The 24,833-nt window shown below is 32.4% G+C and carries 31 protein-coding genes; 9 read left to right on the top strand and 22 right to left on the bottom strand.

Annotation, left to right across the window (positions count from 1 at the left end):
* Positions 1-40: 40 nt before the first annotated feature.
* The 3 genes from HORE_RS06025 (at position 41) to HORE_RS06015 (ending at position 2,359) form a co-directional block, all read left to right on the top strand.
* Positions 41-814: an ABC transporter ATP-binding protein gene (locus HORE_RS06025; protein WP_012636087.1), complete on the top strand. Its 774-nt coding sequence runs from the start codon at positions 41-43 to the stop codon at positions 812-814.
* Entirely contained in the window at positions 801-1,637 is an 837-nt protein-coding gene (locus HORE_RS06020; RefSeq protein ID WP_012636086.1) for an ABC transporter permease, read from the top strand. Before HORE_RS06025 ends, HORE_RS06020 begins: the two co-directional genes overlap by 14 nt.
* A gap of 89 nt (positions 1,638-1,726) precedes the next feature.
* Positions 1,727-2,359 carry a uracil-DNA glycosylase gene (locus HORE_RS06015; protein ID WP_012636085.1) on the top strand — a complete coding sequence of 211 codons (633 nt, stop codon included), beginning with the start codon at positions 1,727-1,729 and terminating at the stop codon, positions 2,357-2,359.
* A 105-nt stretch (positions 2,360-2,464) separates the two neighbouring features.
* Here the strand turns inward: HORE_RS06015 and lexA are convergent, their stop codons facing one another.
* On the bottom strand, positions 2,465-3,088 hold the full coding sequence (gene lexA / locus HORE_RS06010) for a transcriptional repressor LexA (protein WP_012636084.1): 624 nt from the start codon (positions 3,086-3,088) through the stop codon (positions 2,465-2,467).
* Positions 3,089-3,312: 224 nt separating this feature from the next.
* On the opposite strand from lexA, the gene yneA reads away from it, so the two are divergent.
* Together yneA and HORE_RS06000 are read left to right on the top strand one after the other, a co-directional pair.
* Entirely contained in the window at positions 3,313-3,627 is a 315-nt protein-coding gene (yneA, locus tag HORE_RS06005) for a cell division suppressor protein YneA (protein WP_050748611.1), read from the top strand.
* 88 nt (positions 3,628-3,715) lie between these two features.
* Positions 3,716-4,375 carry a YneB family resolvase-like protein gene (locus tag HORE_RS06000; RefSeq protein WP_012636082.1) on the top strand — a complete coding sequence of 220 codons (660 nt, stop codon included), beginning with the start codon at positions 3,716-3,718 and terminating at the stop codon, positions 4,373-4,375.
* Positions 4,376-5,030: 655 nt separating this feature from the next.
* On the opposite strand, the gene HORE_RS05995 is transcribed toward HORE_RS06000, so the two are convergent.
* From HORE_RS05995 to HORE_RS05945, 13 genes are all read right to left on the bottom strand, one after another.
* Complete coding sequence (locus HORE_RS05995) at positions 5,031-5,861, bottom strand: hypothetical protein (RefSeq protein ID WP_012636081.1); 831 nt, start codon at positions 5,859-5,861, stop codon at positions 5,031-5,033.
* A 374-nt stretch (positions 5,862-6,235) separates the two neighbouring features.
* The gene (locus HORE_RS05990; RefSeq protein ID WP_041605925.1) at positions 6,236-6,577 is read right to left on the bottom strand and encodes a hypothetical protein; all 342 of its coding nucleotides are present in this window, start codon (positions 6,575-6,577) and stop codon (positions 6,236-6,238) included.
* Positions 6,578-6,616: 39 nt separating this feature from the next.
* The gene (locus HORE_RS05985; protein ID WP_041605924.1) at positions 6,617-6,886 is read right to left on the bottom strand and encodes a hypothetical protein; all 270 of its coding nucleotides are present in this window, start codon (positions 6,884-6,886) and stop codon (positions 6,617-6,619) included.
* Between the two features lie 15 nt (positions 6,887-6,901).
* Complete coding sequence (locus HORE_RS05980; RefSeq protein WP_012636078.1) at positions 6,902-7,141, bottom strand: hypothetical protein; 240 nt, start codon at positions 7,139-7,141, stop codon at positions 6,902-6,904.
* A 16-nt stretch (positions 7,142-7,157) separates the two neighbouring features.
* The gene (locus HORE_RS05975) at positions 7,158-7,460 is read right to left on the bottom strand and encodes a hypothetical protein (RefSeq protein WP_012636077.1); all 303 of its coding nucleotides are present in this window, start codon (positions 7,458-7,460) and stop codon (positions 7,158-7,160) included.
* Entirely contained in the window at positions 7,441-7,692 is a 252-nt protein-coding gene (locus HORE_RS05970) for a hypothetical protein (RefSeq protein ID WP_012636076.1), read from the bottom strand. The genes HORE_RS05975 and HORE_RS05970 overlap by 20 nt, the downstream gene beginning before the upstream one ends.
* 123 nt (positions 7,693-7,815) lie before the next feature.
* Positions 7,816-7,971 (bottom strand): hypothetical protein, encoded by a 156-nt coding sequence (locus HORE_RS12920; protein WP_167935763.1) that lies wholly within the window; start codon positions 7,969-7,971, stop codon positions 7,816-7,818.
* Positions 7,972-8,007: 36 nt separating this feature from the next.
* A complete protein-coding gene (locus tag HORE_RS05965; protein ID WP_041605922.1) occupies positions 8,008-8,220 on the bottom strand; it encodes a hypothetical protein in 213 nt (70 codons plus the stop codon).
* Positions 8,221-8,306: 86 nt separating this feature from the next.
* On the bottom strand, positions 8,307-8,495 hold the full coding sequence (locus HORE_RS05960; protein ID WP_041605920.1) for a hypothetical protein: 189 nt from the start codon (positions 8,493-8,495) through the stop codon (positions 8,307-8,309).
* A gap of 147 nt (positions 8,496-8,642) precedes the next feature.
* Positions 8,643-8,894 (bottom strand): hypothetical protein, encoded by a 252-nt coding sequence (locus tag HORE_RS05955; RefSeq protein WP_041605918.1) that lies wholly within the window; start codon positions 8,892-8,894, stop codon positions 8,643-8,645.
* Positions 8,895-8,957: 63 nt separating this feature from the next.
* Complete coding sequence (locus HORE_RS12915; RefSeq protein WP_012636074.1) at positions 8,958-9,128, bottom strand: hypothetical protein; 171 nt, start codon at positions 9,126-9,128, stop codon at positions 8,958-8,960.
* Positions 9,129-9,357: 229 nt separating this feature from the next.
* Positions 9,358-11,103 carry an ABC-ATPase domain-containing protein gene (locus HORE_RS05950; RefSeq protein WP_012636073.1) on the bottom strand — a complete coding sequence of 582 codons (1,746 nt, stop codon included), beginning with the start codon at positions 11,101-11,103 and terminating at the stop codon, positions 9,358-9,360.
* A gap of 167 nt (positions 11,104-11,270) precedes the next feature.
* Positions 11,271-12,212 (bottom strand): esterase/lipase family protein, encoded by a 942-nt coding sequence (locus HORE_RS05945; protein WP_012636072.1) that lies wholly within the window; start codon positions 12,210-12,212, stop codon positions 11,271-11,273.
* 150 nt (positions 12,213-12,362) lie between these two features.
* Between HORE_RS05945 and HORE_RS05940 the strand changes: the two genes are divergently transcribed.
* Positions 12,363-13,202, top strand: a complete 840-nt coding sequence (locus HORE_RS05940) for a DegV family protein (protein ID WP_012636071.1) — start codon at positions 12,363-12,365, stop codon at positions 13,200-13,202.
* A gap of 44 nt (positions 13,203-13,246) precedes the next feature.
* On the opposite strand, the gene HORE_RS05935 is transcribed toward HORE_RS05940, so the two are convergent.
* Positions 13,247-15,322 carry a thioredoxin domain-containing protein gene (locus HORE_RS05935; RefSeq protein ID WP_012636070.1) on the bottom strand — a complete coding sequence of 692 codons (2,076 nt, stop codon included), beginning with the start codon at positions 15,320-15,322 and terminating at the stop codon, positions 13,247-13,249.
* A gap of 212 nt (positions 15,323-15,534) precedes the next feature.
* On the opposite strand from HORE_RS05935, the gene HORE_RS05930 reads away from it, so the two are divergent.
* The gene (locus HORE_RS05930; RefSeq protein WP_012636069.1) at positions 15,535-16,056 is read left to right on the top strand and encodes a LysM peptidoglycan-binding domain-containing protein; all 522 of its coding nucleotides are present in this window, start codon (positions 15,535-15,537) and stop codon (positions 16,054-16,056) included.
* 115 nt (positions 16,057-16,171) lie between these two features.
* Here the strand turns inward: HORE_RS05930 and trpB are convergent, their stop codons facing one another.
* The 5 genes from trpB to HORE_RS05905 all read right to left on the bottom strand — a co-directional run bounded on the left by trpB (position 16,172) and on the right by HORE_RS05905 (position 20,454).
* Positions 16,172-17,368: a tryptophan synthase subunit beta gene (gene trpB, locus HORE_RS05925; RefSeq protein ID WP_012636068.1), complete on the bottom strand. Its 1,197-nt coding sequence runs from the start codon at positions 17,366-17,368 to the stop codon at positions 16,172-16,174.
* Between the two features lie 395 nt (positions 17,369-17,763).
* Positions 17,764-18,441, bottom strand: coding sequence for an HAD family hydrolase (locus HORE_RS12430; RefSeq protein ID WP_012636067.1), 678 nt, complete (start codon positions 18,439-18,441; stop codon positions 17,764-17,766).
* Positions 18,442-18,762: 321 nt separating this feature from the next.
* On the bottom strand, positions 18,763-19,308 hold the full coding sequence (locus HORE_RS05915) for a DJ-1 family glyoxalase III (protein WP_012636066.1): 546 nt from the start codon (positions 19,306-19,308) through the stop codon (positions 18,763-18,765).
* A 46-nt stretch (positions 19,309-19,354) separates the two neighbouring features.
* Positions 19,355-19,861: a flavin reductase family protein gene (locus HORE_RS05910; protein ID WP_012636065.1), complete on the bottom strand. Its 507-nt coding sequence runs from the start codon at positions 19,859-19,861 to the stop codon at positions 19,355-19,357.
* Positions 19,862-19,968: 107 nt separating this feature from the next.
* The gene (locus tag HORE_RS05905) at positions 19,969-20,454 is read right to left on the bottom strand and encodes a DUF456 domain-containing protein (RefSeq protein WP_012636064.1); all 486 of its coding nucleotides are present in this window, start codon (positions 20,452-20,454) and stop codon (positions 19,969-19,971) included.
* 255 nt (positions 20,455-20,709) lie between these two features.
* On the opposite strand from HORE_RS05905, the gene HORE_RS05900 reads away from it, so the two are divergent.
* Together HORE_RS05900 and HORE_RS05895 are read left to right on the top strand one after the other, a co-directional pair.
* Entirely contained in the window at positions 20,710-21,759 is a 1,050-nt protein-coding gene (locus HORE_RS05900) for a Gfo/Idh/MocA family protein (protein WP_012636063.1), read from the top strand.
* A 372-nt stretch (positions 21,760-22,131) separates the two neighbouring features.
* Entirely contained in the window at positions 22,132-22,878 is a 747-nt protein-coding gene (locus tag HORE_RS05895; protein WP_012636062.1) for a hypothetical protein, read from the top strand.
* A gap of 240 nt (positions 22,879-23,118) precedes the next feature.
* On the opposite strand, the gene HORE_RS05890 is transcribed toward HORE_RS05895, so the two are convergent.
* Together HORE_RS05890 and HORE_RS05885 are read right to left on the bottom strand one after the other, a co-directional pair.
* Positions 23,119-23,862, bottom strand: a complete 744-nt coding sequence (locus HORE_RS05890; protein WP_012636061.1) for a tetratricopeptide repeat protein — start codon at positions 23,860-23,862, stop codon at positions 23,119-23,121.
* Positions 23,863-24,289: 427 nt separating this feature from the next.
* Positions 24,290-24,646 (bottom strand): DUF5362 family protein, encoded by a 357-nt coding sequence (locus HORE_RS05885; protein ID WP_012636060.1) that lies wholly within the window; start codon positions 24,644-24,646, stop codon positions 24,290-24,292.
* Between the last annotated feature and the right edge of the window lie 187 nt (positions 24,647-24,833).

Here is a 24,833-nt window from a genome sequence, read left to right as displayed (position 1 = left end):
ATTGGTTTCTTATAAATAAAAATAAGCGGGGGGATCAATTTTGTTTAAAGAAAAGGTAATAGTAAAAGGGGTTGAAAAAAAGTATATTTCAAAAAAAGGAGAGACCCAGGCCCTTAAAGATATAAATTTCTCCATATTTGAAAATGAATTCATCAGTATAGTCGGTCCCAGTGGATGTGGTAAAACAACCCTGTTATCAATAATAAGTGGCTTGATTCCCCCTGATAAGGGAGAAGTCTATATAAATGGAAAAAAAGTAAAGGGGATTTGTCCTCATATTGGGTATATGCTCCAGGAAGATTATCTATTACAGTGGAGAACTGTATATGACAATATAAAGCTCGGGTTGGAGATAAAAGGAAGGGTTAATAAAAAAACTGAAGAGAGGATAAATAAGTTACTGGCAATCTCAGGATTAACAGATTTTAAGGACTTTTATCCGAAGGAATTATCCGGGGGAATGAGGCAAAGGGTAGCACTGGCCAGGACACTGGCACCTGATCCCGATATTCTTCTTCTTGATGAGCCATTTTCTTCCCTTGATTATCAAACAAAACTGATGATGGAGGAAGAACTGGCAGATATCCTAAATAAAGATCAAAAAACAGTAATCCTGGTTACTCATGATATAGCTGAGGCCATATCCCTTTCTAACAGGGTAATTATTTTATCAAAAAGACCAGGCAAGATCAAAAAAATAGTTGATATTGAGTTTGAAAAGGGCCTGACGCCATTGCAGAAGAGAAATATAAAACTATTCCAGGATTATTTTAACAACATCTGGAAGGAGTTAGATATTAATGTCCAGACGTAAAGGTTTTTTTTATAGATGGCTTACCAGGGAGGCAGTATCACCAGATCATGCTGATTATTTGTATGGATTAAGGAAAAGAGCTATAAGTATAAAATTTTTTCAGATATTAATAATTGTTTTATTATTTACTACCTGGGAATTATTAAGTCATTTTGGTGTGATAAATACCTTTCTTGTCAGTCAACCCAGTAAAATTTTAAGCCTTTTAGTAAAAATGACGCAGAATGGACAATTGCTTAACCATATTGGTGTTACTGTAACTGAAAATATTATTGGATTTATATCGGGTACACTTCTGGGAACCCTGATAGCTATTATACTCTGGTGGTTTGAATACCTCTATGACCTCCTGGAACCATATATTGTTATCCTTAATAGTATTCCTAAAGTAGCCCTGGGGCCTGTCATCATTGTATGGATGGGAAATGGCCCTCAGGCAATAATCGTTATGGCCCTGCTAATTTCGGTTATTGTTACCATAATGATGATGATTAATGGCTTTAGAGAAGTAGAAGGAAACCTGGTTAAACTACTGTCAACCCTGGGAGCATCAAAAAAACAGGTATTGTTTAAGGTTATTTTACCAGCGAGTATTCCTACCATATTTTCTGCCTTAAAGGTAAGTGTGGGATTGTCTATGGTAGGAACAATAGTAGGTGAATTCCTGGTCTCAAAAGCAGGTCTCGGTTATTTAATTGTTTACGGTGGTCAGGTGTTTAATCTGCATCTGGTTATGATGAGTATTATCCTGTTATGTTTAATTGCTGGATTAATGTACTATATAATTGTTAAACTGGAGCAACTGGTAATTAAATGGCGTTAAACTTGCAGGAATTTCAATACCTTATTTAGAATATAAAAATATGTTACTTGATTATGTATATAATAGTATTTATTGTTGGAGGAGAAAAAATGATATTTGATAGAGATGGTAAGATACAATCCAGTAGTTTAATAACTTATCCTGATAATGATTATAGTCTACTTAAAGAAAAAGCTCTGAAGTGTGACAGGTGCCAGTTAAGGCAGGGATGTACCCAGGTGGTTATGGGCTATGGTCCCATTGATAGAAAAATAATGTTTGTTGGTGAGGGACCTGGAGCTGATGAAGACAGGCTGGGGAAACCTTTTGTCGGTAAAGCAGGTAAGCTGCTGACTAAAATATTAAATTCAGTGGGGCTTGAAAGGGAAGATGTTTACATCACAAATATTGTTAAGTGTCGCCCTCCCAATAACAGACAACCCACCCGTTCTGAAGCAGAAGCCTGTTCACCTATATTAAAGGCAGAAATTAAATTAATAGATCCCCTGGTCATTGTACCTCTGGGGTCTGTAGCTTTAAAGAATTTAGTTGATGAAAAAGCATCGATAATGAGAACAAGAGGCAAATGGAAGAAGATAGGGAAATATTATTTTTTTCCGACCTTTCATCCAGCTTTTCTTTTGAGAAATCCCAAAATGAAAAAATTGGTCTGGAGAGATTTTAAGGTTATCAGGAAGGCAGTAGACCGTATAAAAGAACTTAAGAAAACTGGTGAATTATAATAATATTATAAAAAACAAAATAGAGCTCTTAAAAGAGAGCTCTCTACACAATATGTTTAAATTTTTAAATCTATACTTAAAGATAAAAATGTCTGATATTTTTTCTTAAAATTGTCTGTAAAGGCCAATAATCTTACCGAGAACTTTAAAATAGGTATTAAAATTAACATATATAGGGTCCATGTCAGGGTTTTCAGGTTGAAGTCTGATATGGTCCCTTTCTTTATAGTATCTTTTAACAGTAGCTTCATTATCTATTAAAGCGATGATTATATCTCCATTTTCAGCATTATCCTGTTTCTGAGCTATAACATAATCACCATCATAAATCCCGGCGTTAATCATACTATTTCCCTTGATTTTGAGCATAAAAAGCTCTTTATCTGAGGTCCTGACATAATCAGTGGGAACAGGAAAATAATCTTCTATATTTTCCTGGGCCAGTATTGGTTGACCTGCAGTAACCTGACCCACTATGGGAATATGAAGCATTTCTTTATTAATCTTATCTTCATCACCATATAAAACCTCTATTGCCCTCGGTTTAGAGGGATCCCTCCTGATATAATTGAATTTTTCAAGAGATTTAAGATGACTGTGTACCGAAGCAGGTGATTTTAAGCCAACAGCTTTGCCGATTTCCCTGACAGATGGAGGATAGCCTTTTTCTTTAATTTCTTCCTGAATAAATCTTAATATATCCTTTTGCCTTTCGGTTAATTCTTCCATTTATAACGTCCTCCCACAAAGTAATTTTACACTTTACATATTGGTAATAAATATCACTTTAATTAATATAATTATATCATAAAGCCCCCAAAAAAACAAACACCCGTTCTAATTTTTTGAAAATATTACTTGACAACAGAACGGATGTTCTGTTATAATGAAATAAAGTCGAACACATGTATTGTACATCTGTTTTTAATAGATTCACAAAGGAGGGGATATTAATGTATCAACTGGTTATAAAAAATAGTTATCACAGAAAAAAACCAGGAGTCACGAAAAAGGTTTTAAACTACATAATAACTTTTTTATTATGTGTTGTTATAATAACTGTTTTTGCCTACAAAACCCTTGGAAATAATAAAGTAGAATTTAAAAAAATCACTGTAAAATCAGGACAAACTCTCTGGAGTATCGCAAATAAATATAATAGTTATAACGAAGACCCCCGAAAAATGGTCTATAAAATAAAACAAATCAATAACCTTGATAAATCCATTATACAGCCTGGACAACAAATATTAATTCCAGTTAATTGATTCCAGTTATATTGATTTTTAATTTCCAGTATATAGACTATAAAATAAAAATACAAATTTTTAATTATGAATAAGGAGTTGTTTTTTAATGAATGCAGTTATATACGCCAGGGTCAGTACTACAAAAGAAGAACAAAAAACAAGTCTTGACAGGCAAATTGACGAATTAGTTGAATTTGCTTTTAAGAATGGCTTTAAAATTAAAAAAATAATAAAGGAAAAGGAAAGTGGTTTCTCTGAAGAGAGAGATGGTATTTTAAAAGTCCTTGATCTTATAAAAGAAGGATTTGTAGAATATGTTATAGTTCAGGATAGTACCCGTCTTGGAAGGGGTAATACTAAAATGGCCCTTATTCATCAAATACATAAACTTGGCGGGAAAGTAATAACCCTTGAAGATAAAGGTCCTATCGCTCTGAATGACCTGGAAGAGATGATTATTGAAATTTTATGTGTTGTTGAAGAATACCAACAAAAGCTAGTAAATAGAAAAATAAGTAGAGGTATGCGTAAAGCAATAAATGAAAAGAAGTATAAACCACACAAAAATTTAAAATATAAAAAAAGGAATAAGAATGGAGGCAGGAAGAAAAAGAAGGTTCCGGTTGAAGAAATTATTAAATTGAGAAATAAAAAGTTAACATTTTCTGAGATTGCAGCAACCTTGAGGGGACTGGGCTATGATGTATCCAGAGCAACAGTTCACAGACGATATCAGGAATTTAAAAAATCAAAACTAAACTCCTGAAATAATCAGGAGTTTTTTTTAATTTTTTTCATCTCAAAATTAAAAGTTAACTTGTCAATTGAGATATTACAGAAAAATGTTATAAATAAAATATTATAATAAAGAATTAAAAATAATTTTATACATTTTTGTAGTTTTATATAATTTGATAAATCGTTAAAAGAACTTGTAAATAACATTATTTAAACAACATTTTTATAAGGATCTACAAATGTTATAAAATAATTATCCCAAATTATCCACAAGCATCTTAAATCTTATTAATTTGACTCTACTTACTTATTTTGACATAACATTTTATAAAATATCATTTTTAAAATAATTATTATATCACATATTGTCTAATATATGGTAATAAACAGGTTTATTTTTCTTCGTAAAATACACATTTTGCGCAATAATAATAATTTTGTGGATAATTTTAGTTTTTTGTGGATAACTATATGCCATATATATTTATAATGTATTTAAATTAATTTTTATCATATATATTTAAGTATATTTAAGGATTTTTTAACAAATTTCGGCCAACTAAAATATTATCATGTTAAAAATACCGCAAGCCTTAATACAAGCTTGCGGTAATATTAAATACTAAAATTACTAATTTATTTATAACAATTGTTGTAATTTTTATTTTTGTTACAGATTATTGTTACAGACTATTGCAAATTTCTTCTACAACAATGTCTCCAGGAGGAATATTTTCCACTTCCCTGGTAACATTATCAGTGGTGATGGTAAAGGAAGTTACATTGAAATCTTCTACATCTAAAACCAGTGTAAAATCCTGTAGTCTGGTAGTGCCCTGACCAACCCTGACTTCAGCTGTGCCAGTTATAGTAACAGTTCCGTCGCCATCTGTTAAGTCACATTCTTCAGTTTCAAAAGTAACAGAGTTAATTCTTCTTAATGGCATACCCTCGGGATTTAATATAGTTATCATAAAGAAACTGTTATCAATTGTACAATCTTCACAGACACTTATATTTAATGTTCCAGTATCCTGTCCCTGTACAACCTGACCAGTTCCAATTCCGACAACAGCACATTCACAGTCTACTTCTGGTTGTTCTGTTTCCAGGCCAATTTTAACTTCAAGCTGTTCAATAATAGTATCTAATCTATCAACAATATCTTCTTCTAATTCAATTTTTGTATCCAGACGTTCAATAATATCTTCTTCAAGCTCAATTTTAGTGTCTAAACGATCAATAATATCTTCTTCAAGTTCTACTTTTGTTTCCAGTAGATCAATGATATTATCAAGTTTAGTATCTACTTTTGGTAAGTGCACCAGCTCCAGAATTACTTTTTTCTTCAGTAGGAATATTATTTTCTTGAAGTATTTAAAAGTAATTAGTCCTTCAAGGGAAAATTCCTTTTCGATATCCATATCAATATCATTAGTTTTTTCATAATCATCAAATAATTCTTTTTCCTGTTGTTCTAATTTTTTAAGATATTGTTTTAAATCTTTACTCATATTGTTTAACAACCTCCTTAATTATATTTATTACAATATATGACATAAGAAATTATTTTGTGACTTACAATTATTTTTTCTATATAATTTTTACAATTATTTTTTCTATATAATTTAATGAATTGTTTTGCGAAAATTTTTAACCAAAGATTTTTAAGTTAAGTATAAATCATATTAATATATTTTCTATTATAATTTGTACCATGTATATTGCAATATGTAGCTTAAAAATTGTTCTTTTAATTGTTCTTAATAATTTTTTCATCATGCTTTAAAATATATATATATTATTTCTTAATTATCTTTTTCTTTAATAATTCCAAAGATCTTGATACCTGGGTATACTTCCTTTATTTCATATTTATCGTTATTAATTATGACTTTATTGTTGTCAATTTTAATGTTAAAATTATATTTTTTCCAAAATTAATTTTTTCAATTTGATAAGGATCTATTAGTATAATTAGCGAATTTATCTGGGAAAATGAACTATTACTCGTATTAACTACATTTGCCTGGTTGAGGGCATTAATAAGAAAGTTATATATCTTATCTTTAGCATTATCATTACTGGTAACCTCTTCACTAATTTTTTCATTGCTATACTCCTGTATGCTATCAGAAAACGATTTATTGTTTTCTTCATTATTATTTTTTTTTCTTTGTTCTTCTTTATTAATGTTATTGTTTTTATCATTCTGGTTAGAGTTTTCCAATTTTGCCCCTCCCTTCAAGCTGTTCCCTTAAAAATTAAATCAGTCCTGGCTTTCTGTGACTTTTCTATCAGTATAAATTTTTATACTGTCATCATTGATTGTCCCGTTTATCCCTTCTATTTCCAGTTCATTATTTTTATTAAATTTAAAAGTTAATGGTATTTTCTTCTTATCATGATGAATATTTTTATTTAAATAATCAAGTCCTATAACAAATACATAATTCACCTGAAAAAGATCAGTCTTGAAAACCCCACTGAAATTAGCCTGATTGGAAAGATTTAAAGAAAGTTTCTTCTTTACAGACAACACAATCACACTCCACTATTTGAGGTATTTTTTTATAGCTGTATTTACTAACTGCTGTTTCTCATCTAAAGAAAGATCCTTATTTTTAATAGAATATAATTTGTTTATTAATTCGAGAGGATTTATATTTTGATTGAAATCACTGTTAATTTGTATTTCCATGGATTTTGTTTCAATATACATAGAATTGTCTTTATTTGAAACAAAAAATCTATTTCTGGGTTCACTTACTTCTTTCTTTTTTTCTTCAGTCATGAAATTAACCTCCCTACTAAAATTTAACACTGGTTTGTTCTTTTTTATCGTCATCTTTAATATCCTTAATTACTTTAGTTTCCCCTCTTTTTGCTTTCCTGGCAGCTTCAATTAATTTTTTGGTTTCTTCACCGGTATTAACCTTTTCATGAACATCTACATTTATACTTAAATTTCTAAACTCTTTTTGACTTTCATCATATGGTTTGCCATTTATATATACATGACCATCTTTATTTATCTTTATTTCAGAAGGTATTATGACATTTTTACTCTTTGTTTTAATAACCAGCCAGCTGTTATTCTGCTCCTTCTCCATAATCTTCACCCTCCTCATTCTGAACTATATTTATTTTAATAGTGGAGGAAGATTGGTCAATTACAGAAAGGGAACTCAGGGCCATATTTGATTGTTGATTTGTATTAAGTTGATCGACAATGCTGGCTTCCATATTTGTTTCTGTCTTATCATTGTTAAGACCAGGGGTATTTGCAGTTTCAAGTTGCTCATTATTATCCTGTCTTTTTTCATTTATACCTTTTTCTGACATATGAAAACCCCCCCATTATAATAAAAATACTTTTCTTATAATATGTATATGCAAAAGTTTTGTAAATAGTTATAATAAAAAAATAAAGGGTCTCTATTGAGACCCGGATTTAACTTCTTTTACTTAAGAATATACTTTATCTTCTTCCTGATTTGTTGAAAAACCAACCTGACTTTCATAAACCTTTTGTATCTGGGCTGCTACAGTTACTAACACCTGCTGTTCATTTTGATTGACTGATTTTTGGTTAACTACACTGGCTACAAAAGAATCAGACATCGACTAAACCTCCTTTTTAATTATTCATTTAATTAATTAATCATTAATTAAGGATGATAAGGACTTCCATAGTTCCATTTTATCTTTATTATGTCTCCTTATTGAAGAGAATTTTTCAAGGGTCCTGACAGGATCAATATCTTTATCTAAATTTCTATATTCGATGCCATATCCTCCAATATTAAAATTTAATGGGTCTATTTTAGTTTGATTTACAAAAAAACCCTCCCTTTTCATACTAAATTTCATATCTCCATTACTCCTTCCTGATTAACTTTTAAGACATAATTATCAATATTATCAATACGTATCAAAAGTTATCATAAAATACCAAATTATATTTTTATTTTATCCATTTCTTCATTGGTAGAAAAACCGACCTGGGATTCATAGACCTTCTGAATCTGAGCTGCAATGGTAACCAATACTTGCTGGGCATTCTGGTTTACGGATTTTTGGTTAACTACACTGGCAACAAAAACATCACCTGAAGAATTACCGGGATAATATTTCTTTTTGGTCACTATTTTCACCCCTTTTACTTGTTTTTTATATAATATGTGCCTTTACATATTTATGTGAGGATTACAGTTTTTGAAGTATATTTTATATTAAAAAACAAATTAGATGAGGCCCCTTAATTCGTAAGAGGCCTTATTAAATGTTAAATATTAATCTCTTTTGGAAAAGCCCGGATGTGGTCGTTTATTTGAATCTTCTTCAGCTATGGATTGTAAAACTTTTAGCTTTTCAATTTTATTTTCTTGTTCTGCTACTGAAGCTAATTTTTCTATTAACTCAAAGGGATTTACTTCATCTTCAGAGAAATCAGATTCTAGTCCATGGTCACCTATCAAAATATTTAGAGGGTCAAATTTTTTAGAATTTATCGTAATACTATCTTTAGTAAAACCTACTTTCAATTTATCACGCCTCCTTTCACATCTCTTCATATCTCTTTGATATTATTATTTAACTAATTTTTTTTATATTTTAATTTTATCCATTTCATCATTGGTAGAAAAACCGACCTGGGATTCATAGACCTTCTGAATCTGGGCAGCTACTGCAACCAATACCTGTTGAGCATTTTGATTTACTGATTTTTGGTTTATTACACTCGCAACAAAAGCACCGGCATTATTATTACCTTCCATCTCTGTCACTCCTTTTAACATATTTTATATTATAATATGTCAACTATATCAGTAATGTGATTTTCCCATATACAAAATGTTATTCTCTTATATAATAAAAAAAGCAGGGAAAATTCCCCTGCTTACATTCTTAAAAAAATATCTTCAAGTATTCATTTAAAGATACAAAACTATATTGAGCCCTATCCCCCATATTTAAAAGGGTATATATACTGTTCAAGTGCAGACTTTACTTCTCCTGGTTATCATATTTAATATTCTTTATGACAAGGGCTCTTAATCTGTTCAAGGCCGCACCTACTTCAAAGGGCCTTGGTTTAACATAATCACCATCCGGGTGTCCAAATGGAGATATAACACCCAAACCTTCTCTTTCCATATTCTTAAATATAATATTCAGAATATCACCTATTGACCTCTTGCCATCAATTATGTTATTTTTAAGAGCATAAACTATTATATCACCGATAGTTTTGGTCTGCTCACGATTAAGCAGTTGTTCCAGAAGGCCTAAATCAATATTTTCGCGACCAAATTGTATTGTCTCTTTTCCCCGGGCCTTTACTTTAACCTTGCGACCCTTCCTCGGGTTGATACTTGAAGGATCGGGGTACCTTTTAGAAATATTACCAAATGTCCGGGAGTTTTCAGCAATACGTTTGCTAGGTAACTCCCTGGCTATTTTTTTAGCCCTGTCAGTAACCGCGTAAGGTCTATATTCATCCATCAATATAATATGATCAGCAACATCAAAATAATCACCAGCTCCACCTACAACAATAACCGTAGAAACATCATAATCTGTATATAAACATTTTACTTTATCAATAAAGGGGGTGATGGGTTCTTTTTCTCTGGCAACAAGTTTTTGCATCCTGGCATCCCTGATCATAAAATTTGTAGCGCAGGTATCTTCATCAATTAATAACAAACCAGTTCCAATTTCCAGGGCTTCAATAATATTGGCGGCCTGTGATGTACTCCCACTGGCATTTTCTGTACTAAAATTACGGGTATCTACTCCCTGGGGAAGGTTATTAATAAAGGGACTAATATCAACCCTTTCAATTCTCCTGCCATCTTCAGCTCTAATTTTTACAGCATCTTCCCTGGTTACAACATATTCCCGACCGTCCCCCGGAATATGGTTGTAAACACCTTTTTCAATGGCATTAAGCAAAGTAGATTTTCCATGGTAGCCACCACCTACTATTAAGGTAACACCCTGTTTTATTCCCATCCCCTTTATTAATCCATGGTATGGGAGTTCAAATTCAACTTCATATTCAGAAGGAGAGGTAAAGGGAACAACATTTTCACCATTCATTGGTCGTTCATCTATTCCACTCCTTCGTGGTAATATGGAATCGTTAGCAATAAAAGCGACCAGACCTTTTTCTTTTAACTTCTTTCTAAGAATATGCTGATCTTCTACAACCTGTACATGTTTTTTGAGTTTATCCTGGTTTAGTCTGGTGTAATAAAGACTATTGGTAGCAATCTCAGGAACTTCCTTGAAAAACATATCAATGGCTTCAAATCCCAGGACTCGTCTTCCCCGGGCCGGCAACCCCATATTCAACCTTACTTCAACATAATCTTTATTAAACTCTACAGATGTCCTTTCAAGAACTTCCTGGCCAATTCTGGCAATATTAATAATACCACTTTTACCAGAACCACGTCTGCCTTTTACAAACTTCTTTATATTGTTACTTATAACCCTTGTTAAATAATCAGCTGTAGCAATTCTCCTTATTTTATTATCAAAAAACCATCCGGGAAAACCGGCCTGTCCCTGACTTATTTTTATTAATATACTTGATGGCCGGGCATATGGATCACCCTGTACATAGGGGATACCCAGCTGATATTCTCCAAAATCATACCAGTTATTCTGGATTTTCTTATACGCCTTATACCCTCTACCATTAATACTTTTTAAATTTTTTTTAAGCTCCTGTTTAGATAGCATAATATGATTCCCTCCAGTTTTATTGGGATGTAAAGTAGTTAATGGTATTTTACTTATTAAAAATGCAAACAGTAATTTACTTATTCAATAACAGGAATAATTAACCTTACTTTTTTAGTATCCTTATAACCATGTAAATTATACCAGTTGTTTTAACTTAATTCAAATTACCTGTCATTTTTCATTAGAGCCCAGTGTATTCCCATAAATGTTCCCCGGTGGTACAATAAATCCATATGACTGGCTTCAACCAGAATCCTGAAACCAAAATGAGGGGTGTTATATGCTTCTTTACCAACTCCTGTCCTGAATGCCCCTTCCCACTCCCCAAAGGGAATAGCTGAAGAAACGGTTACAAAGCCGGGGCCAGCTGCATCGGTTGCCCTGGGGTTAAAATTATAATCAATTAAAAAGGAATTATTTTTAATTCCGGCAACAATACCCCATTTTTCATGATGTTTTTTCATTTTAACCCAGTCTCTGTTCAAATTATTTATAAATGAACTACCTTTTTTTAAATCCCTTAGTTGTCCCACGATCCCCACAGAGACTTCTACACCTTCATTAGGGGTTCCTACAGTTAAGATTTTATAAACTGACTCCCAGCATTTGTTATTAGTGGTCATATATTTTCTGGCAACAAGGCCTCCCATACTGTGGGCAACTATTATTACCTTGTCTTTGCCGGTAATTTCTTTAATTATTTCAATCATTTTATGTAACCTTCTGGCATAGAGATTTAAATCACCATAAATAGTTTCTTTAACACCATTTAAAGTATAATATGAAATATTCCAGACCCATCTCTCTGGCTCTTCACCGTAATAATTATGGTATACTTTATTGTTTTTTATATATCTCATTTCATAATAATTTGAACCGACCATGGTTTTTATTGTCTTTTCCCAGAATGATAGTTTGCCACCAATACCATGAATAAATATAACCGGGTAATTTACGGTATCTTCATGGTTAAGGATATCATTCCAGCTATCTCTGGACTTATAATCAATCCTTTTTTCTGCTAAAACATCTGGTGAGGGTAAAATCATTAAGATGCCTGTTGTCAGTAGTATTGTCAAACATTTTAAAACAAACATGTTACTCATATCTGTTCAACTCCTTATAAAAATATTATAAACGAAATTATTTCTAAACAAATAGTAACAGTATTATTATACAGTAAAAAAAAAGGATTTTAAATTATTTAGGAGAAAGATATTAATAAACTAAAATTATACCCGTTAAGGAGGTTTAAAATGAAGAATAAAATAATAACAGATAGTTGCTGTGATCTACCAGACAATTTATTAAAAAAGCTTAAAAATGTTAGTATTGTACCTATGAATTTAACTGTAGATGGTGAACAATATGAAGATAGAAGGGACATAAGTCTTGAGACTTTTTATAAAAAGCTCAAATCCTCAAGTAGTCATACAACATCAGCCAGTCCATCCCCGGTAAAATTCCTAAATGAATTAAGTGATGCTGAAAATTCTTTTGTGGTAACAGTATCTTCCTCATTGAGCAGTAGTTATAATAACGCACTGCTGGCCAGGAAAATGTTACTTGATGATGTTAAGGACAGGGCAGTACATATATTTGATTCTTTAAATGCTTCTGTCGGGCAGGGGTTAGTTGTTTTAAAAATAAATGAATTAATTAATAACGATGTTTCATTTAACGAAATTATAGAGACAACTGAGAATTATATAAAGAATTTAAAAACCTTTTTTATACTTGACAGGCTGGATAATCTAATGAAAAGTGGCCGTATAAACCGAATTCTGGGTAGAATAGTTTCTGCCCTTAATATTAAGTTTATCATGGGAAAAAATGATAAGGGTAAAATTGATATTTATAGTAAAACAAGGGGTTCAAAGAGGGCCATGAAAAGAATTTTAAATATTATCGGTCAGTATGGTACCAATTTTCAGGATAAAATACTGGGAATAGCCCATTGCAACTGTTATGATAAAGCCCTTAATTTAAAAGAAGAGATTCAGAAACAATATAATTTTAAAGATATTATAATTACTCCCATGGGTCCAACCATTTCAGGTTATGCAGACCTTGGGGGAATACTGGTTAGTTTTTAATTTACCTGTCTATTGATCTATTTTGCCCTGTTTCTGCTTTACATCTATTTTTTTAACATACTTATTGCCTCATCAACATTATTGGTTGGCCTGCGACAGGAGTAATCTTTACACACATAAATGGTGGGGAGATTATTAATCATATGGTAATTTTCAATAAAGGGACCCAGTTCAGTTAATATCTTCCCATTATGAGCAGGTTTAAACAGGGTATTTACATTTGGGATATATTCATTTTTGAGGGAATAAAGTATTTTATGGGTTTTTGCTTTATTTTTATCACCAACAACAACGACATCATACCCGGGACCAAGCAATGAATTTAATCCAATCAGGGCCATGCTATAAGAAGCTGGATCATTTTTTATTTTATCAGAGAAAACCCTTAAAATATTTTCTGCTATCTCTTCATAGTCACTGTTTCCGGTCAAATGGCCTATTCTATATAAATTCCATATAGAAACTGAATTACCGGAGGGTGTGGCCCCATCATATATTTCTTTCTGCCTTACCAGAATCTCCTCTTCATCATCAGGAGTAAAATAAAAACCACCATTTTTATTATCCCAGAAGTAATTAAGCTGTTGGTCTATTAATTTCAAGGCTTTTTTTAAGTATTTAACCTCAAATGTATCCTGGTAAAGCTCCAGAAGACCCCAGATAAAAAAGGCATAATCATTTAAATTCCCTTTTATAGAGACCTCACCTTTACGGAATCTGTGGTATAAGCGGTTATCACTGGAATATAAATTATTTATTATAAAGTCAGCTGCCTCCCGGGCCATTGTTATATATTCTATCTCCCCGGTTGCCTGCCCTGCCCTGGCCAGTCCAGCAATCATTAAACCATTCCAGTCAGTTAAAATTTTATCATCTTTAAAAGGTGGTCTTCTTCTCTGCCGCACCTTAAACAATTTTTCTCTTTCCTTTTTTAACTCCTCTACCTCTTCCTTATAATTCCTTAAATAAAGTACATTTTTCCCTGTTTTTTTACCGGTTGCTTCATCAATAAAATTACCATCAGATTTCAGGCTATATGTTTCTATAAAACGGTCAGCCTGTTTGCCAAGTATATTTTCTATTTCTTTAACACTCCATGTATAGTATTTCCCTTCAACACCTTCACTTTCTGCATCCTGAGCAGAGTAAAAACCACCCCTGTCAGACTTTAACTCTCTTCTTACATAGTCAATTATTTCTTTGATAGTTGTTAAAAACTTTTTATTTTCAGTCGCTAAATAGGCCTCTGAATAACTATATGTAAGTAAAGCCTGGTCATAAAGCATTTTTTCAAAATGGGGAAGTATCCACTTGCGATCAGTCGAATATCTATGAAAGCCATACCCTATGTGGTCAAATATGCCACCACACCTCATAGCTGTAAGGGTTTTTTCAACCATATAGAGAGCCATATCATTACCTGTTCTATACCAGTAATGGAGTAAGAATATTAGTTGATGTGGAATTGGAAATTTGGGGGCTGTTCCAAATCCACCGTATTCAACATCAAAAACAACTTTCAGATCATCAAATGCCTTCTCAAGGGTATTTTTACCAAGAGATGTTTCTTTATGTCCCTTATAGGAATCATCGGTCATACTTCTTTGAATACTTGAAGTTATTTTATCTGCATTTTTTATAATTTTTTCATTATTCTTAGACCATAATTCTGTAACTCTTGATAAAAGATCAATCAAACCCATTCTTCCGCCTCTACTGTTTTTGGGAATATAGGTCCCGCCAAAAAAAGGCTTTTTATCAGGGGTTAACAATATAGTTAAAGGCCAGCCTCCACTTCCTGTCAATGCCTGACATACATTCATATATACAGCATCAATATCAGGACGTTCTTCCCGATCAACTTTAATCGATATGAAGTTCTCATTTAATAACCTGGCTACCTCTTCATCTTTAAAGGATTCCCTCTCCATGACATGACACCAGTGACACGTTGAATAACCAATTGAAAGGAATATGGGTTTATCTTCACTTTTAGCCTTCATAAAGGCATCATTACCCCAGGGATACCAATCAACCGGGTTGTGAGCATGTTGAAGCAGATATGGGCTTTTTTCATTTATCAACCTGTTTGTATATTTACTTTTTGTATATTCTATCATTTTAAACCACCCCTATAAATTTATTATTTTAATAATAAGGTAATAATAAATATGGTTAATTTTATATTTTTATCTGGCAGTATTGAGAAAACCTAAACTTATTGTCTGTATAAAGTCCTTTTATATACATACTGGTTACATATTATTTTTTCTACAATAATAGCAATTTTTATCTTTCCGAATATAATGAAATAAAAGGAAGGAGGGATATCATGACACAAAGATGTCCGCCCAATACCAGGCCATATACCATCAAAGCTGGAGACACCTTTTATAGTCTGGCAAGAAGATTCAATATATCACTTTCGGCAATTATTTCCGCCAATCCAGAAGCGGACCCAGAATCATTAAGGATTGGACAGAGAATTTGTATACCCCGGCAGGAATATTATCCACCCTGTCCGGAAGGAAATTTTTATACAATAAAGAGAGGGGACACCCTTTATAGTATTGCTCAACGGTTTAGTGTCTCCCTTGATGACCTCCTTGAAGCTAACCCTTTTATCGTTCCGGAGAACCTGGAGGTAGGTACAGTCATCTGTATACCCCTGGCCACCCCGCCGGTTGATTGTCCCCCGGGCTCAATAACTTATACAATAAAAAGAGGTGATACCTTTTATTCAATAGCCAGAAGGTATAATATAACTGTAGATGAATTAAGAAGAGCCAATCAGGGAATCAATCCTGAAGCCCTTTTGGTTGGCCAGAAAATATGTATTCCTGACCAGGAATAAAAAAAGGGAGCACAACCATGCTCCCTTAATATACTTTATTTAATTTGCTTAAGTAAATAAATACTACAGATTACTTTTAATCTGTAAAACAATTATTAATAAACTATATAACTATTTAAATTTTGTCCATTAAACCAGCAATCTGATGGACATCTTTATCTCCCCGGCCTGAAAGATTAACAATAATAATCTGGTTTTTATCTAATTCTGGAGCCAGCTTTATAGCCTGGGCAACGGCGTGGGAACTTTCCAGGGCCGGAATAATACCTTCAACCTGTGACAGAAGATTAAAAGCCTTAAGGGCTTCTTCATCATTTATGGTTGTATACCGGGCCCGACCTGTTTCTTTTAAATAGCTATGTTCCGGTCCTACACCAGGATAATCAAGTCCTGCTGCTATTGAATGGGTAGAAGCAACATTTCCTTTTTTATCTTTAAGCATATAGCACATAAAACCATGTAAGACACCGGGCTCACCAAAATTTAAGGGAGCTGCATTTTGCCCCGGTTCTGAGCCCTTTCCTCCCGGTTCTACTCCAATTATATTAACCTCCTTATCTTCAATAAAGGGATAAAACAGACCAATAGCATTACTTCCACCACCGACACAGGCAATTATATAGTCAGGCAGACGACCTTCTTTTTCAATTATCTGTTTTTTAGCTTCCTTGCCGATAACAGACTGAAAATGTCTAACTATTGTAGGATAGGGATCAGGACCTACCGCTGACCCGAGCATATAAAAAGTATTATCATAGTTTTCAATCAGATCTTTTAAGGCCTCATCAACTGCATCTTTTAAAGTACGGCTTCCCGTCTTAACAGGGACAACCTTAGCCCCCAACAGCTCCATCCTGAATACATTTAAGGCCTGCCGTTTGGTATCTTTTTCACCCATATAAATAACACAGTCCATACCTAGTAAAGCACAGGCAGTTGCAGTTGCCACCCCATGTTGACCTGCTCCAGTTTCAGCAATAATCCTATTTTTACCCATTCTTTTGGCCAGTAACCCCTGACCAATACAATTATTAATTTTATGAGCACCAGTATGGTTTAAATCTTCCCTCTTTAAATAAATTCTGGCCCCATTTAATTTTTTTGATAATTTTTCAGCAAAATACAGGGGGTTAGCCCTCCCTACATATTCTTTTAAATAGTAATCCAGCTCTTTATTAAAATTTTCATCATCCTTATATTTTAAAAATGCCTTTTTAAGTTCTTCAAGAACCGGAACTAATTTTTCCGGAACATATCTCCCCCCAAAATTACCAAAAAAACCATCTTCCAGTTGTCTAACATCTAAAGCCATTAATATCTCCTCCTTAAAATTAAAAAAACCCTACTCATGTGAGTAAGGTTATAGGTACCTGAAAAAATATATAGCAAAATACTCTCCTCACCTAACCTCGGCTCACCTGTCTAATCTACCCAATCTCAGCTAAAACAACTTCTTTTTTTAAATTCTCATCTCCTGCTAAACTCTACTCTCTAAAAATCTTAAACTGGCTCAGCTCACCTCCTGAAGCATTATTTAATTAAATTTTTCTTAATTATAACAAAAAGATATTGCAAAGTCAACAAAAATATTATTTAAGGGTCTTTCATAATCCCCTTATTTGAAGTTTAAAACAAACTTTATTCTATTAAAATCAATAATTTATCTACCTTCACATATGTAGAAAAATCAAGCTTTATAAAATTCGCTTAATTACAATGAATTATTCGCCAGTTATTACTTTTTGCAACTTTTTCTAATTCGAAATCCGGGTCAACTGCTACTGGCTTACCAACCGATTTTAATAGCTGTAAATCATGATAGCTATCTGCATAAGCTTTACTATTTTCCCAGTCAATTTTATGTTCTTTAAAAAATGACTGCAATTTATCCAGCTTATTCGAACCACTTATAATTCCCTCTCTGGATATCATATTTAAACAATTATCTTTGTACAAAAATTGACTGCCGATTACTGTATCTATATTGAGCAGCTCTCCCACTTCCCGCAAAAAAGGCTTATAGGCTCCGGAAAGTAAAACAGTATGATACCCCTTTTTCTTACATTCGGTAATTTCCATAACAACTGGTTTGTTAAAAAACTTTTTAGCTGAGATTACAGCCCTATTAAAGAAATTATTTATTTCTTCTTTACTCATACCAGTGAAAATCTTGCTGACCCCTCTTACTGCTTCAATTTCCATTTCTTCTTTACTCAAATTTGATGTAAGTCCCATTTTATATTTGAGATATAAGGGGATAAGTGGTACAAAAACTTTTAACAATTTATACTTGGAATATTTATTTTTATACCATTGATTTAAAATGAATGGCATAGTTTCTTTAGGAAAGATTGTACCATTAAAATCAAAAATAGCGAGTTTCATTATAAAAACCTCCACTTATAAAAATACAATAATATTATTTGACTGTATTTATATTTTATGTAAATTTTTCTGCCTGTTCTATAATTCTGATATGTCGAGTAAATATTGAAATTACCTTGAGGACGACCAAAACCTCGTTTTGTAATTTACCCCCTCACTTCCTTTTATATACATATTTTAGGATTTTATGTTAGCTACTATTAAATTCACAAAAGAGGGGTACCTTTTTTTAACTTCACAAATGTTAAAATCAAGTTTTATTTTTATAAAATTAGATTAATTTACAATAAAACATATGTTATTGAATGTTCTCATAAATTATTATTCAACCATCATTTTTTCCGAAAGTTCTTTAACCATATCTTCGCTAGTAAGATAATTAACCACAGTCAGGGCAAATTCCATAGCCACCCCGGGACCCCGTCCGGTAATTATATTTCCATCTACCACTACTCTATTTTCTTGATAATTACAGGTCTTCATCTCTTTATCAAAACCCGGATAACTGGTCGCCCTTTTTTCTTTTATAACACCGGCTTTTTCAAGGACGATGGGAGCAGCACAGATAGCAGCAATCAGCCCGGATTTTTTATTTAATCTCTTAATTAGTTTGATTATTCGTATGTCATCCTTTAAATTAGCTGAACCCGGCATCCCCCCCGGTAAAAGAATCCCATCTAGATTATCAACAGAAACCTTATCAAGGGTAGTATCGGCAGTAACTTTCACATCATGGGAACCCATAACTTCAGTTGATTCAGTTAAAGAAGATGTTATTACCTCTATCCCGGCCCTCCTGAGAACGTCTATACTGGTAATAGCTTCTATCTCTTCAAAACCTTCAGCCAGTGGAATTAATATTTTCATATGCTTCTACCTCCTTACAGTCATTTATAAAAATATCTTATATTATTTAAATATCTTTATCAAAATAACAACCCAGTATCTCTCCAAAATATAAAGTATGATAATCTTTGTGTGGATACCACTTTTTATCTAAATTGCCGTCCAGGTTTTCAGGATTCATCCTCTGTTTAAACATAATTTTACATTCATAATGAAGATCACAACCACCAATGAAAGGAGTACTTACATGATCAGGGGTTAATTTTTTGAGATTACATTCTTTAAACTTATCAAAATCCCTGCCGGACTTTGTCCCACAAAAGGATAACTCTTCCTTCATTCCTTTAAAGGGAATACTAACAGTAAATTCTTTGCTGTTTTCAATAAGCTGATATGTATATCTTGAATCCCTGACCAGAACCATAAATACTGGTTTTCCCCAGATATACCCTATATTACCCCAGCCGATAGTCATGGTATTAACTTTATCACCACTTTTAACTGTTAAAAAAGCCCCCCGGGGTAAAGCCTCTGTCATCTCTTTAATATAGTCATTATATTCTACTTTTTTCATCCTTATCCCTCCTGTTCAATTGATAACTTAGAGTTACATTACCAAATTTCCATGGCAACTTTACAGAAATTATACCATTAATTACCTTTAAACTAAAGTTATGTTCACTAAATAATTATTATTATAAACCAGATGATTAAAAAAACATGTAAACTAAATTTAATAAAAATACTGCTAAAAAAAGCTATAACCGTTCCCGTAGAGACCTTAAGGGCAGCTTCGAATCTTTTTCCCTTCATTATTTCAATTATTAATACAAAAATAAACGGACCAACTACCAGACCCAGAGGCCCCAGTATAACTATACCAGCCAATATTCCTGTAATTGAACCCAGAACTGACCATTTGTTTCCACCATACTTTTTTACAAAATAGGCATTTGTTAGATAATCAGAAGTAAATATAACCACTGTTACTGTAATCAGGATAACCCAGTATATTAATGGAAGTGATTGACTCCCGATAATACTATAGATAATAATACCAATCCACAGTGGTATTATGTCAGGAATAAGAGGAATAATAACCCCGGCCAAACTAATAATAAACAAAAATATTATTAATACCCAGCCCATAACCATCACTGTATACATTTCTCTCCTTCCCATTATGTTATCAAGAATCTTGGTTAAAAGTTATTTATACTATTTCAATACTATTTATTATACTTTTTATATAATTTGGTTATAAATATAATTTAAAATACAGTTATAATTTATAATAAAAATCTGCAAATATCAGTAATTATATTCTAACACCACCACCATGAAAGTTCAATTTAGACATCATGGATAACAACTACCTATTAAAACATACTATTAAAGAATACTAAAAAAAGGGGTGACTATATGAAAAAATTAAGGATGGGAATCATCGGAGCAGGAATGGCCTTTGAACGCCTTCATTATCCTGCCTACCGGAAACTGACTGATAAATTTGAAATAGTGGCCATAGCTGATAAGAATACTGACAGATTAAAACAATGGAAAGAAAAACTGGGTTTAAATGAAAGGGATATTTACAGGGATTTTAGAGATATGATCACACGACCTGACCTTGACGCTTTTGATATCATGGTACCAATTGAAATCAACTATGAAACCACTGAGGCAGTAGCAGAAGCCGGAAAGCCAATTATCTGTGAAAAACCACTGGGAGCAACCAGAGAACAGATTGAGGCTGCCCGGAACCTGGTTGACAGGTATGAAATACCCATTATGATTGCTGAAAATTTCAGGTATAATGAGGAAAACAATATAATCAGGGATCTAATAAGAACAAAAGAAATTGGTGAAGTCCATTATTTTATCCAAAACCGGGTAATTAATTTTCCTGAGGATATGTTAAAAAATAAATTTGCAGCAACCGAGTGGAGGCAACATCCCGAATACCCGGGCGGAACATTTATGGATACAGCCATACATGATATTGCAGCCCTACGACATATATTTGGAGCCATTGACCGGGTTCAGGCTATTGCCAGAAAGGAAAAAAGGGATTTTTTCCCCTATTCAGTCATTCAGGCCAATATGATATTTAAAAATGGTGTCACCGGTAATTTTACCTTTTTCACAGCAGGAAAGGAAATGCAGAGACCACTAATTGGCCTCAGAATATTCGGGAGTAAGGGTATGATTTACCTTGAAGAACGTAACTGTGGCACCATAAATATAGCCTATAATGATGGAAATAGTAAACAGATACCCTATAAACCGGAACAGGGTTTTTATAATGAACTTTTAAATTTTTATAAAGCAGTCACCGGCCAGGAACCCCTCTCAGTAACACCAGAAATGGAATTCGGTGATGCTCTGACCATCTTTTCTATTCTGGAATCTATCAAAACAGAAAAGGTCACCGGTGTTGACGAAATTAAAGAATATGAACCTATCTATTAATATAACTCCATTAAAGTATACAGGAAGGCCTTCAGTGCCTTCTTTTTTATTAATATACATGACTTATCTTATTAAGTTATTTAATAATTTACACAAAACTTTCAATAATAGTACCATATTACTATAAATTAATATATAAAGAGGATTAATTACAAAAGGAAAATAATTAATGTTTGAAGAATAATTAAATAAACCATTTTAAAAACCCCATTTAATTTAATTAAATATATTTAGTATTCCTTTTACTTTATTCTGGGCTCTTTTCCCGGGAGGTAATATAAAGTTGTTTAAACCATTTTAATCCTGGGAAGGAATCTAACTCAAGTTTCATATAACTTAACAGAACTCTAAAATTTAAAAGGAGGTTTTTTTATGAAAAGAATTTTTGTGATTACTATGCTTTTTATGGTTCTACTGGGGATATTTATAACCGGTTGTGAAAAACTTAAAACCGATGAAGAAGAGGTAAAAACCCTTGTATTAAAAGACGTTAAAATAATGGAAAAATATCTGGTCCCTGAAGAAGGAGAAGAAGAATATGTATCAGAGTCACCAATGACAACAAGTAGTGTTAACAGTTCTTCCACTACAGATGAAGTATGGGCCAGCTATATTCATATCGACCATGGTAATAAAACCAGAAAAATAAAAGATATTGTGATTGATGAAGAGGCCGGTACAGGTACGGTCTGGGTATATGTTGAGATTCCTATTGAAATTACATTATATGATATAGATAATGACAATAAAACAATGGATGAACTTGATAAAAAATTAGCTACCATCAGTGGGGAAATCATATATGATGTGGCCAGAGAAGGTGACTACTGGAAAATTGCAAACCGGAGCCTCAACAATTTTAAATCATTTGATACCGAAAATGAAGTTGAATCTTCAATAGAATTTACTGTAACAGAGCCTGAGCCTGTTAGTCCAAATAAAGATTTAAATATATCAGTTACCGTTAACTTTTCTGACCAAGACACAAATACAGATAGTGTAATAACAAAACTGAAAGTACCTGCTTTTAATATAACAACTATAATTTATTCAATGAAATCCAATGTAGCATACAGTAATAATATTACAGTAAAAGAAGATGTTGAACCTGGTGTCTAAAATGGAATTATTTCAGGACATACCACGGGGAGTTTTTTTCTAGTTAATGAACCCTTCCAGTATAGTGCCCATTTCTTTAAAATAGAGGTTACTGATTAGGTTTTTTATAATTAAATTTTTAATTTTATCAAATTAATCAAGGAGTAGCTTCCGGCTACTCCTTGGTTTATTCTAATCTTTTTTATTGTTTATTCATTTTTGATCAAAAACTTTTCCGTTTTTATAAAAAGTCTAAAAATATTAATTACTTTCTTCAGTATAAACACTTTTTAAGACCTCAACATTTTTATACCCCATCTCTTCTGCCATTTTTAAATATCTATCCCGGTTTTTATAGTCCCCCACAGCATGATAGCAAAATGACAGGTTAGCTACAATAACAGGGTCACTTTTATCATATTTATAACCTAGTTTTGCATAATGTAAAGACTCTTCATAAAGACCCTGCATAAGTTTAACAACAGCAATATTGGTATAGGCCTGACCATAATTTGGTTTGATTTCAATGGCTTTTTTGTACTGGCTAAGGGCTTTGTCAAGGTCTCCTCTCATTTTATAAACCAGTCCTAAAGTGCTTTTTGCCCTGAAGTTTTCGGGATTAATTATAAGGGCCTTTTTGAAGCTTTTTTCAGCTTCATTAACCATGCCTTTATCTAAAAGTATATTTCCTCTTATAGTCCAGGCCAGGTCATTTTCCGGGTATTTTTTTACAAACTTATTTGCTTCTGTCAGGGCCCTATCCAGATCTCCCTGTAAATAAATTTCACTGATTTCACCCAACTGGCCCATATAATAAAAATATGTAAACTGATCAATCAATGATGGTAAAACTGAGATAAATAAAGGAATTGAAATAAGACAGATACTTACTACAATCCTTATAATACGGTATTTCTGACTTATACCAAAATATTTTTTAACAACAGGCCTATATAAATATAAAATAACTAATCCATTAATAATTACTTCAAAAACAAATTTCATACTAAACTGGAAATTGTAAAAAGAAAGTATATTGATACTTATACTCCTGCCAATAGAAAGAAAAAATATAATTAAAGCAAGCCAGTAAGCCCATCTTTTACCCTTCCATAATCCATATGAAATTAGAATCGCAAGCAGACCTAAACTTGTTATAACAAATTTTAATACTGACTGATTTATAGCCAGTCCTTTAGTTAATGATAACCATAGACCATTATTAAAAATTAATAATGGAATTAATATTACACCACTCAGAAAAAAGAAAAAAGAAAGGATATAAATACCGGTCGGTCTTTTTTTAGTAATAAAAATCTCTCCTTTCCTTACAATATATTTACGGGGATAGTTTTAAAACTATCCCCGTTTACTAGTACAAGATTATATTATATTTACAGTGGCATTTAAAATTAGACAGTGGTATTTAAAATTAAAAACTACTAAATACTGTACCCATAAGGGCAATTCCTGCAATAATAGAAATTCCTAATAAAACTAAATAGATTATTAACAAAATACCCTGGATTTTAAAATAAGAATTAAGGTTTTCAAAAAGGTCATAAGTGTCAGCCTCAGGGTTCTCCTCTCCTCCAGGCCTTAACATTCTGTCTGCAGCCTTTTTGGCATTCCTTAGCTTAACCCCAACAACAATAGTAACAATTCCGGGAATAGCACCTATTACAAACTGAAAAAGACCAAAAATAGTAGCTATTACACCGAATATAATAGTGACAATTCCTACAAATCCTGTCCATTTACTTAGTTCCTGTAACTGTTCTCTTCTCACAATAATACCTCCCTATAAATTTCATATTTAATTTATATTAATTAATTTTGCCACCATGAATTGAATAACTAATTACATAATATACAAATAAATGTTATTTTGACACTATTTTTTGAAATTATATCTATTATATCTTACTGGAACAGAAAAACGTCCAGTCTTACCAATTAAGACCATTTTACAATTA

It is taken from the genome of Halothermothrix orenii H 168, assembly GCF_000020485.1.
GTDB classification, from domain to species: Bacteria; Bacillota; Halanaerobiia; order Halanaerobiales; family Halothermotrichaceae; genus Halothermothrix; species Halothermothrix orenii.
Note: the sequence above shows the minus strand (reverse complement) of the source record. Positions and strands in the feature narration are given on the sequence as shown.

Coding starts and splice junctions, on each gene's coding strand:
- HORE_RS05975 (WP_012636077.1), bottom strand. CDS start 7,460: ATGGAGAAGGAGCAGAATAACAGCTGGCTGGTTATTAAAACAAAGAGT.
- HORE_RS12915 (WP_012636074.1), bottom strand. CDS start 9,128: ATGGAAGGTAATAATAATGCCGGTGCTTTTGTTGCGAGTGTAATAAAC.
- yneA (WP_050748611.1), top strand. CDS start 3,313: ATGTATCAACTGGTTATAAAAAATAGTTATCACAGAAAAAAACCAGGA.
- HORE_RS05965 (WP_041605922.1), bottom strand. CDS start 8,220: ATGAAATTTAGTATGAAAAGGGAGGGTTTTTTTGTAAATCAAACTAAA.
- HORE_RS06020 (WP_012636086.1), top strand. CDS start 801: ATGTCCAGACGTAAAGGTTTTTTTTATAGATGGCTTACCAGGGAGGCA.
- HORE_RS05945 (WP_012636072.1), bottom strand. CDS start 12,212: ATGAGTAACATGTTTGTTTTAAAATGTTTGACAATACTACTGACAACA.
- lexA (WP_012636084.1), bottom strand. CDS start 3,088: ATGGAAGAATTAACCGAAAGGCAAAAGGATATATTAAGATTTATTCAG.
- HORE_RS05890 (WP_012636061.1), bottom strand. CDS start 23,862: ATGAAATTTGTTTTTGAAGTAATTATTAATGGATTAGTTATTTTATAT.
- HORE_RS05970 (WP_012636076.1), bottom strand. CDS start 7,692: ATGTCAGAAAAAGGTATAAATGAAAAAAGACAGGATAATAATGAGCAA.
- HORE_RS12920 (WP_167935763.1), bottom strand. CDS start 7,971: ATGTCTGATTCTTTTGTAGCCAGTGTAGTTAACCAAAAATCAGTCAAT.
- HORE_RS05895 (WP_012636062.1), top strand. CDS start 22,132: ATGAAAAGAATTTTTGTGATTACTATGCTTTTTATGGTTCTACTGGGG.
- HORE_RS06000 (WP_012636082.1), top strand. CDS start 3,716: ATGAATGCAGTTATATACGCCAGGGTCAGTACTACAAAAGAAGAACAA.
- HORE_RS05940 (WP_012636071.1), top strand. CDS start 12,363: ATGAAGAATAAAATAATAACAGATAGTTGCTGTGATCTACCAGACAAT.
- HORE_RS05935 (WP_012636070.1), bottom strand. CDS start 15,322: ATGATAGAATATACAAAAAGTAAATATACAAACAGGTTGATAAATGAA.
- HORE_RS05910 (WP_012636065.1), bottom strand. CDS start 19,861: ATGAAAAAAGTAGAATATAATGACTATATTAAAGAGATGACAGAGGCT.
- HORE_RS05900 (WP_012636063.1), top strand. CDS start 20,710: ATGAAAAAATTAAGGATGGGAATCATCGGAGCAGGAATGGCCTTTGAA.
- HORE_RS12430 (WP_012636067.1), bottom strand. CDS start 18,441: ATGAAACTCGCTATTTTTGATTTTAATGGTACAATCTTTCCTAAAGAA.
- HORE_RS05915 (WP_012636066.1), bottom strand. CDS start 19,308: ATGAAAATATTAATTCCACTGGCTGAAGGTTTTGAAGAGATAGAAGCT.
- HORE_RS05930 (WP_012636069.1), top strand. CDS start 15,535: ATGACACAAAGATGTCCGCCCAATACCAGGCCATATACCATCAAAGCT.
- HORE_RS05950 (WP_012636073.1), bottom strand. CDS start 11,103: ATGCTATCTAAACAGGAGCTTAAAAAAAATTTAAAAAGTATTAATGGT.
- HORE_RS05905 (WP_012636064.1), bottom strand. CDS start 20,454: ATGTATACAGTGATGGTTATGGGCTGGGTATTAATAATATTTTTGTTT.
- HORE_RS06015 (WP_012636085.1), top strand. CDS start 1,727: ATGATATTTGATAGAGATGGTAAGATACAATCCAGTAGTTTAATAACT.
- HORE_RS05980 (WP_012636078.1), bottom strand. CDS start 7,141: ATGACTGAAGAAAAAAAGAAAGAAGTAAGTGAACCCAGAAATAGATTT.
- trpB (WP_012636068.1), bottom strand. CDS start 17,368: ATGGCTTTAGATGTTAGACAACTGGAAGATGGTTTTTTTGGTAATTTT.
- HORE_RS05995 (WP_012636081.1), bottom strand. CDS start 5,861: ATGAGTAAAGATTTAAAACAATATCTTAAAAAATTAGAACAACAGGAA.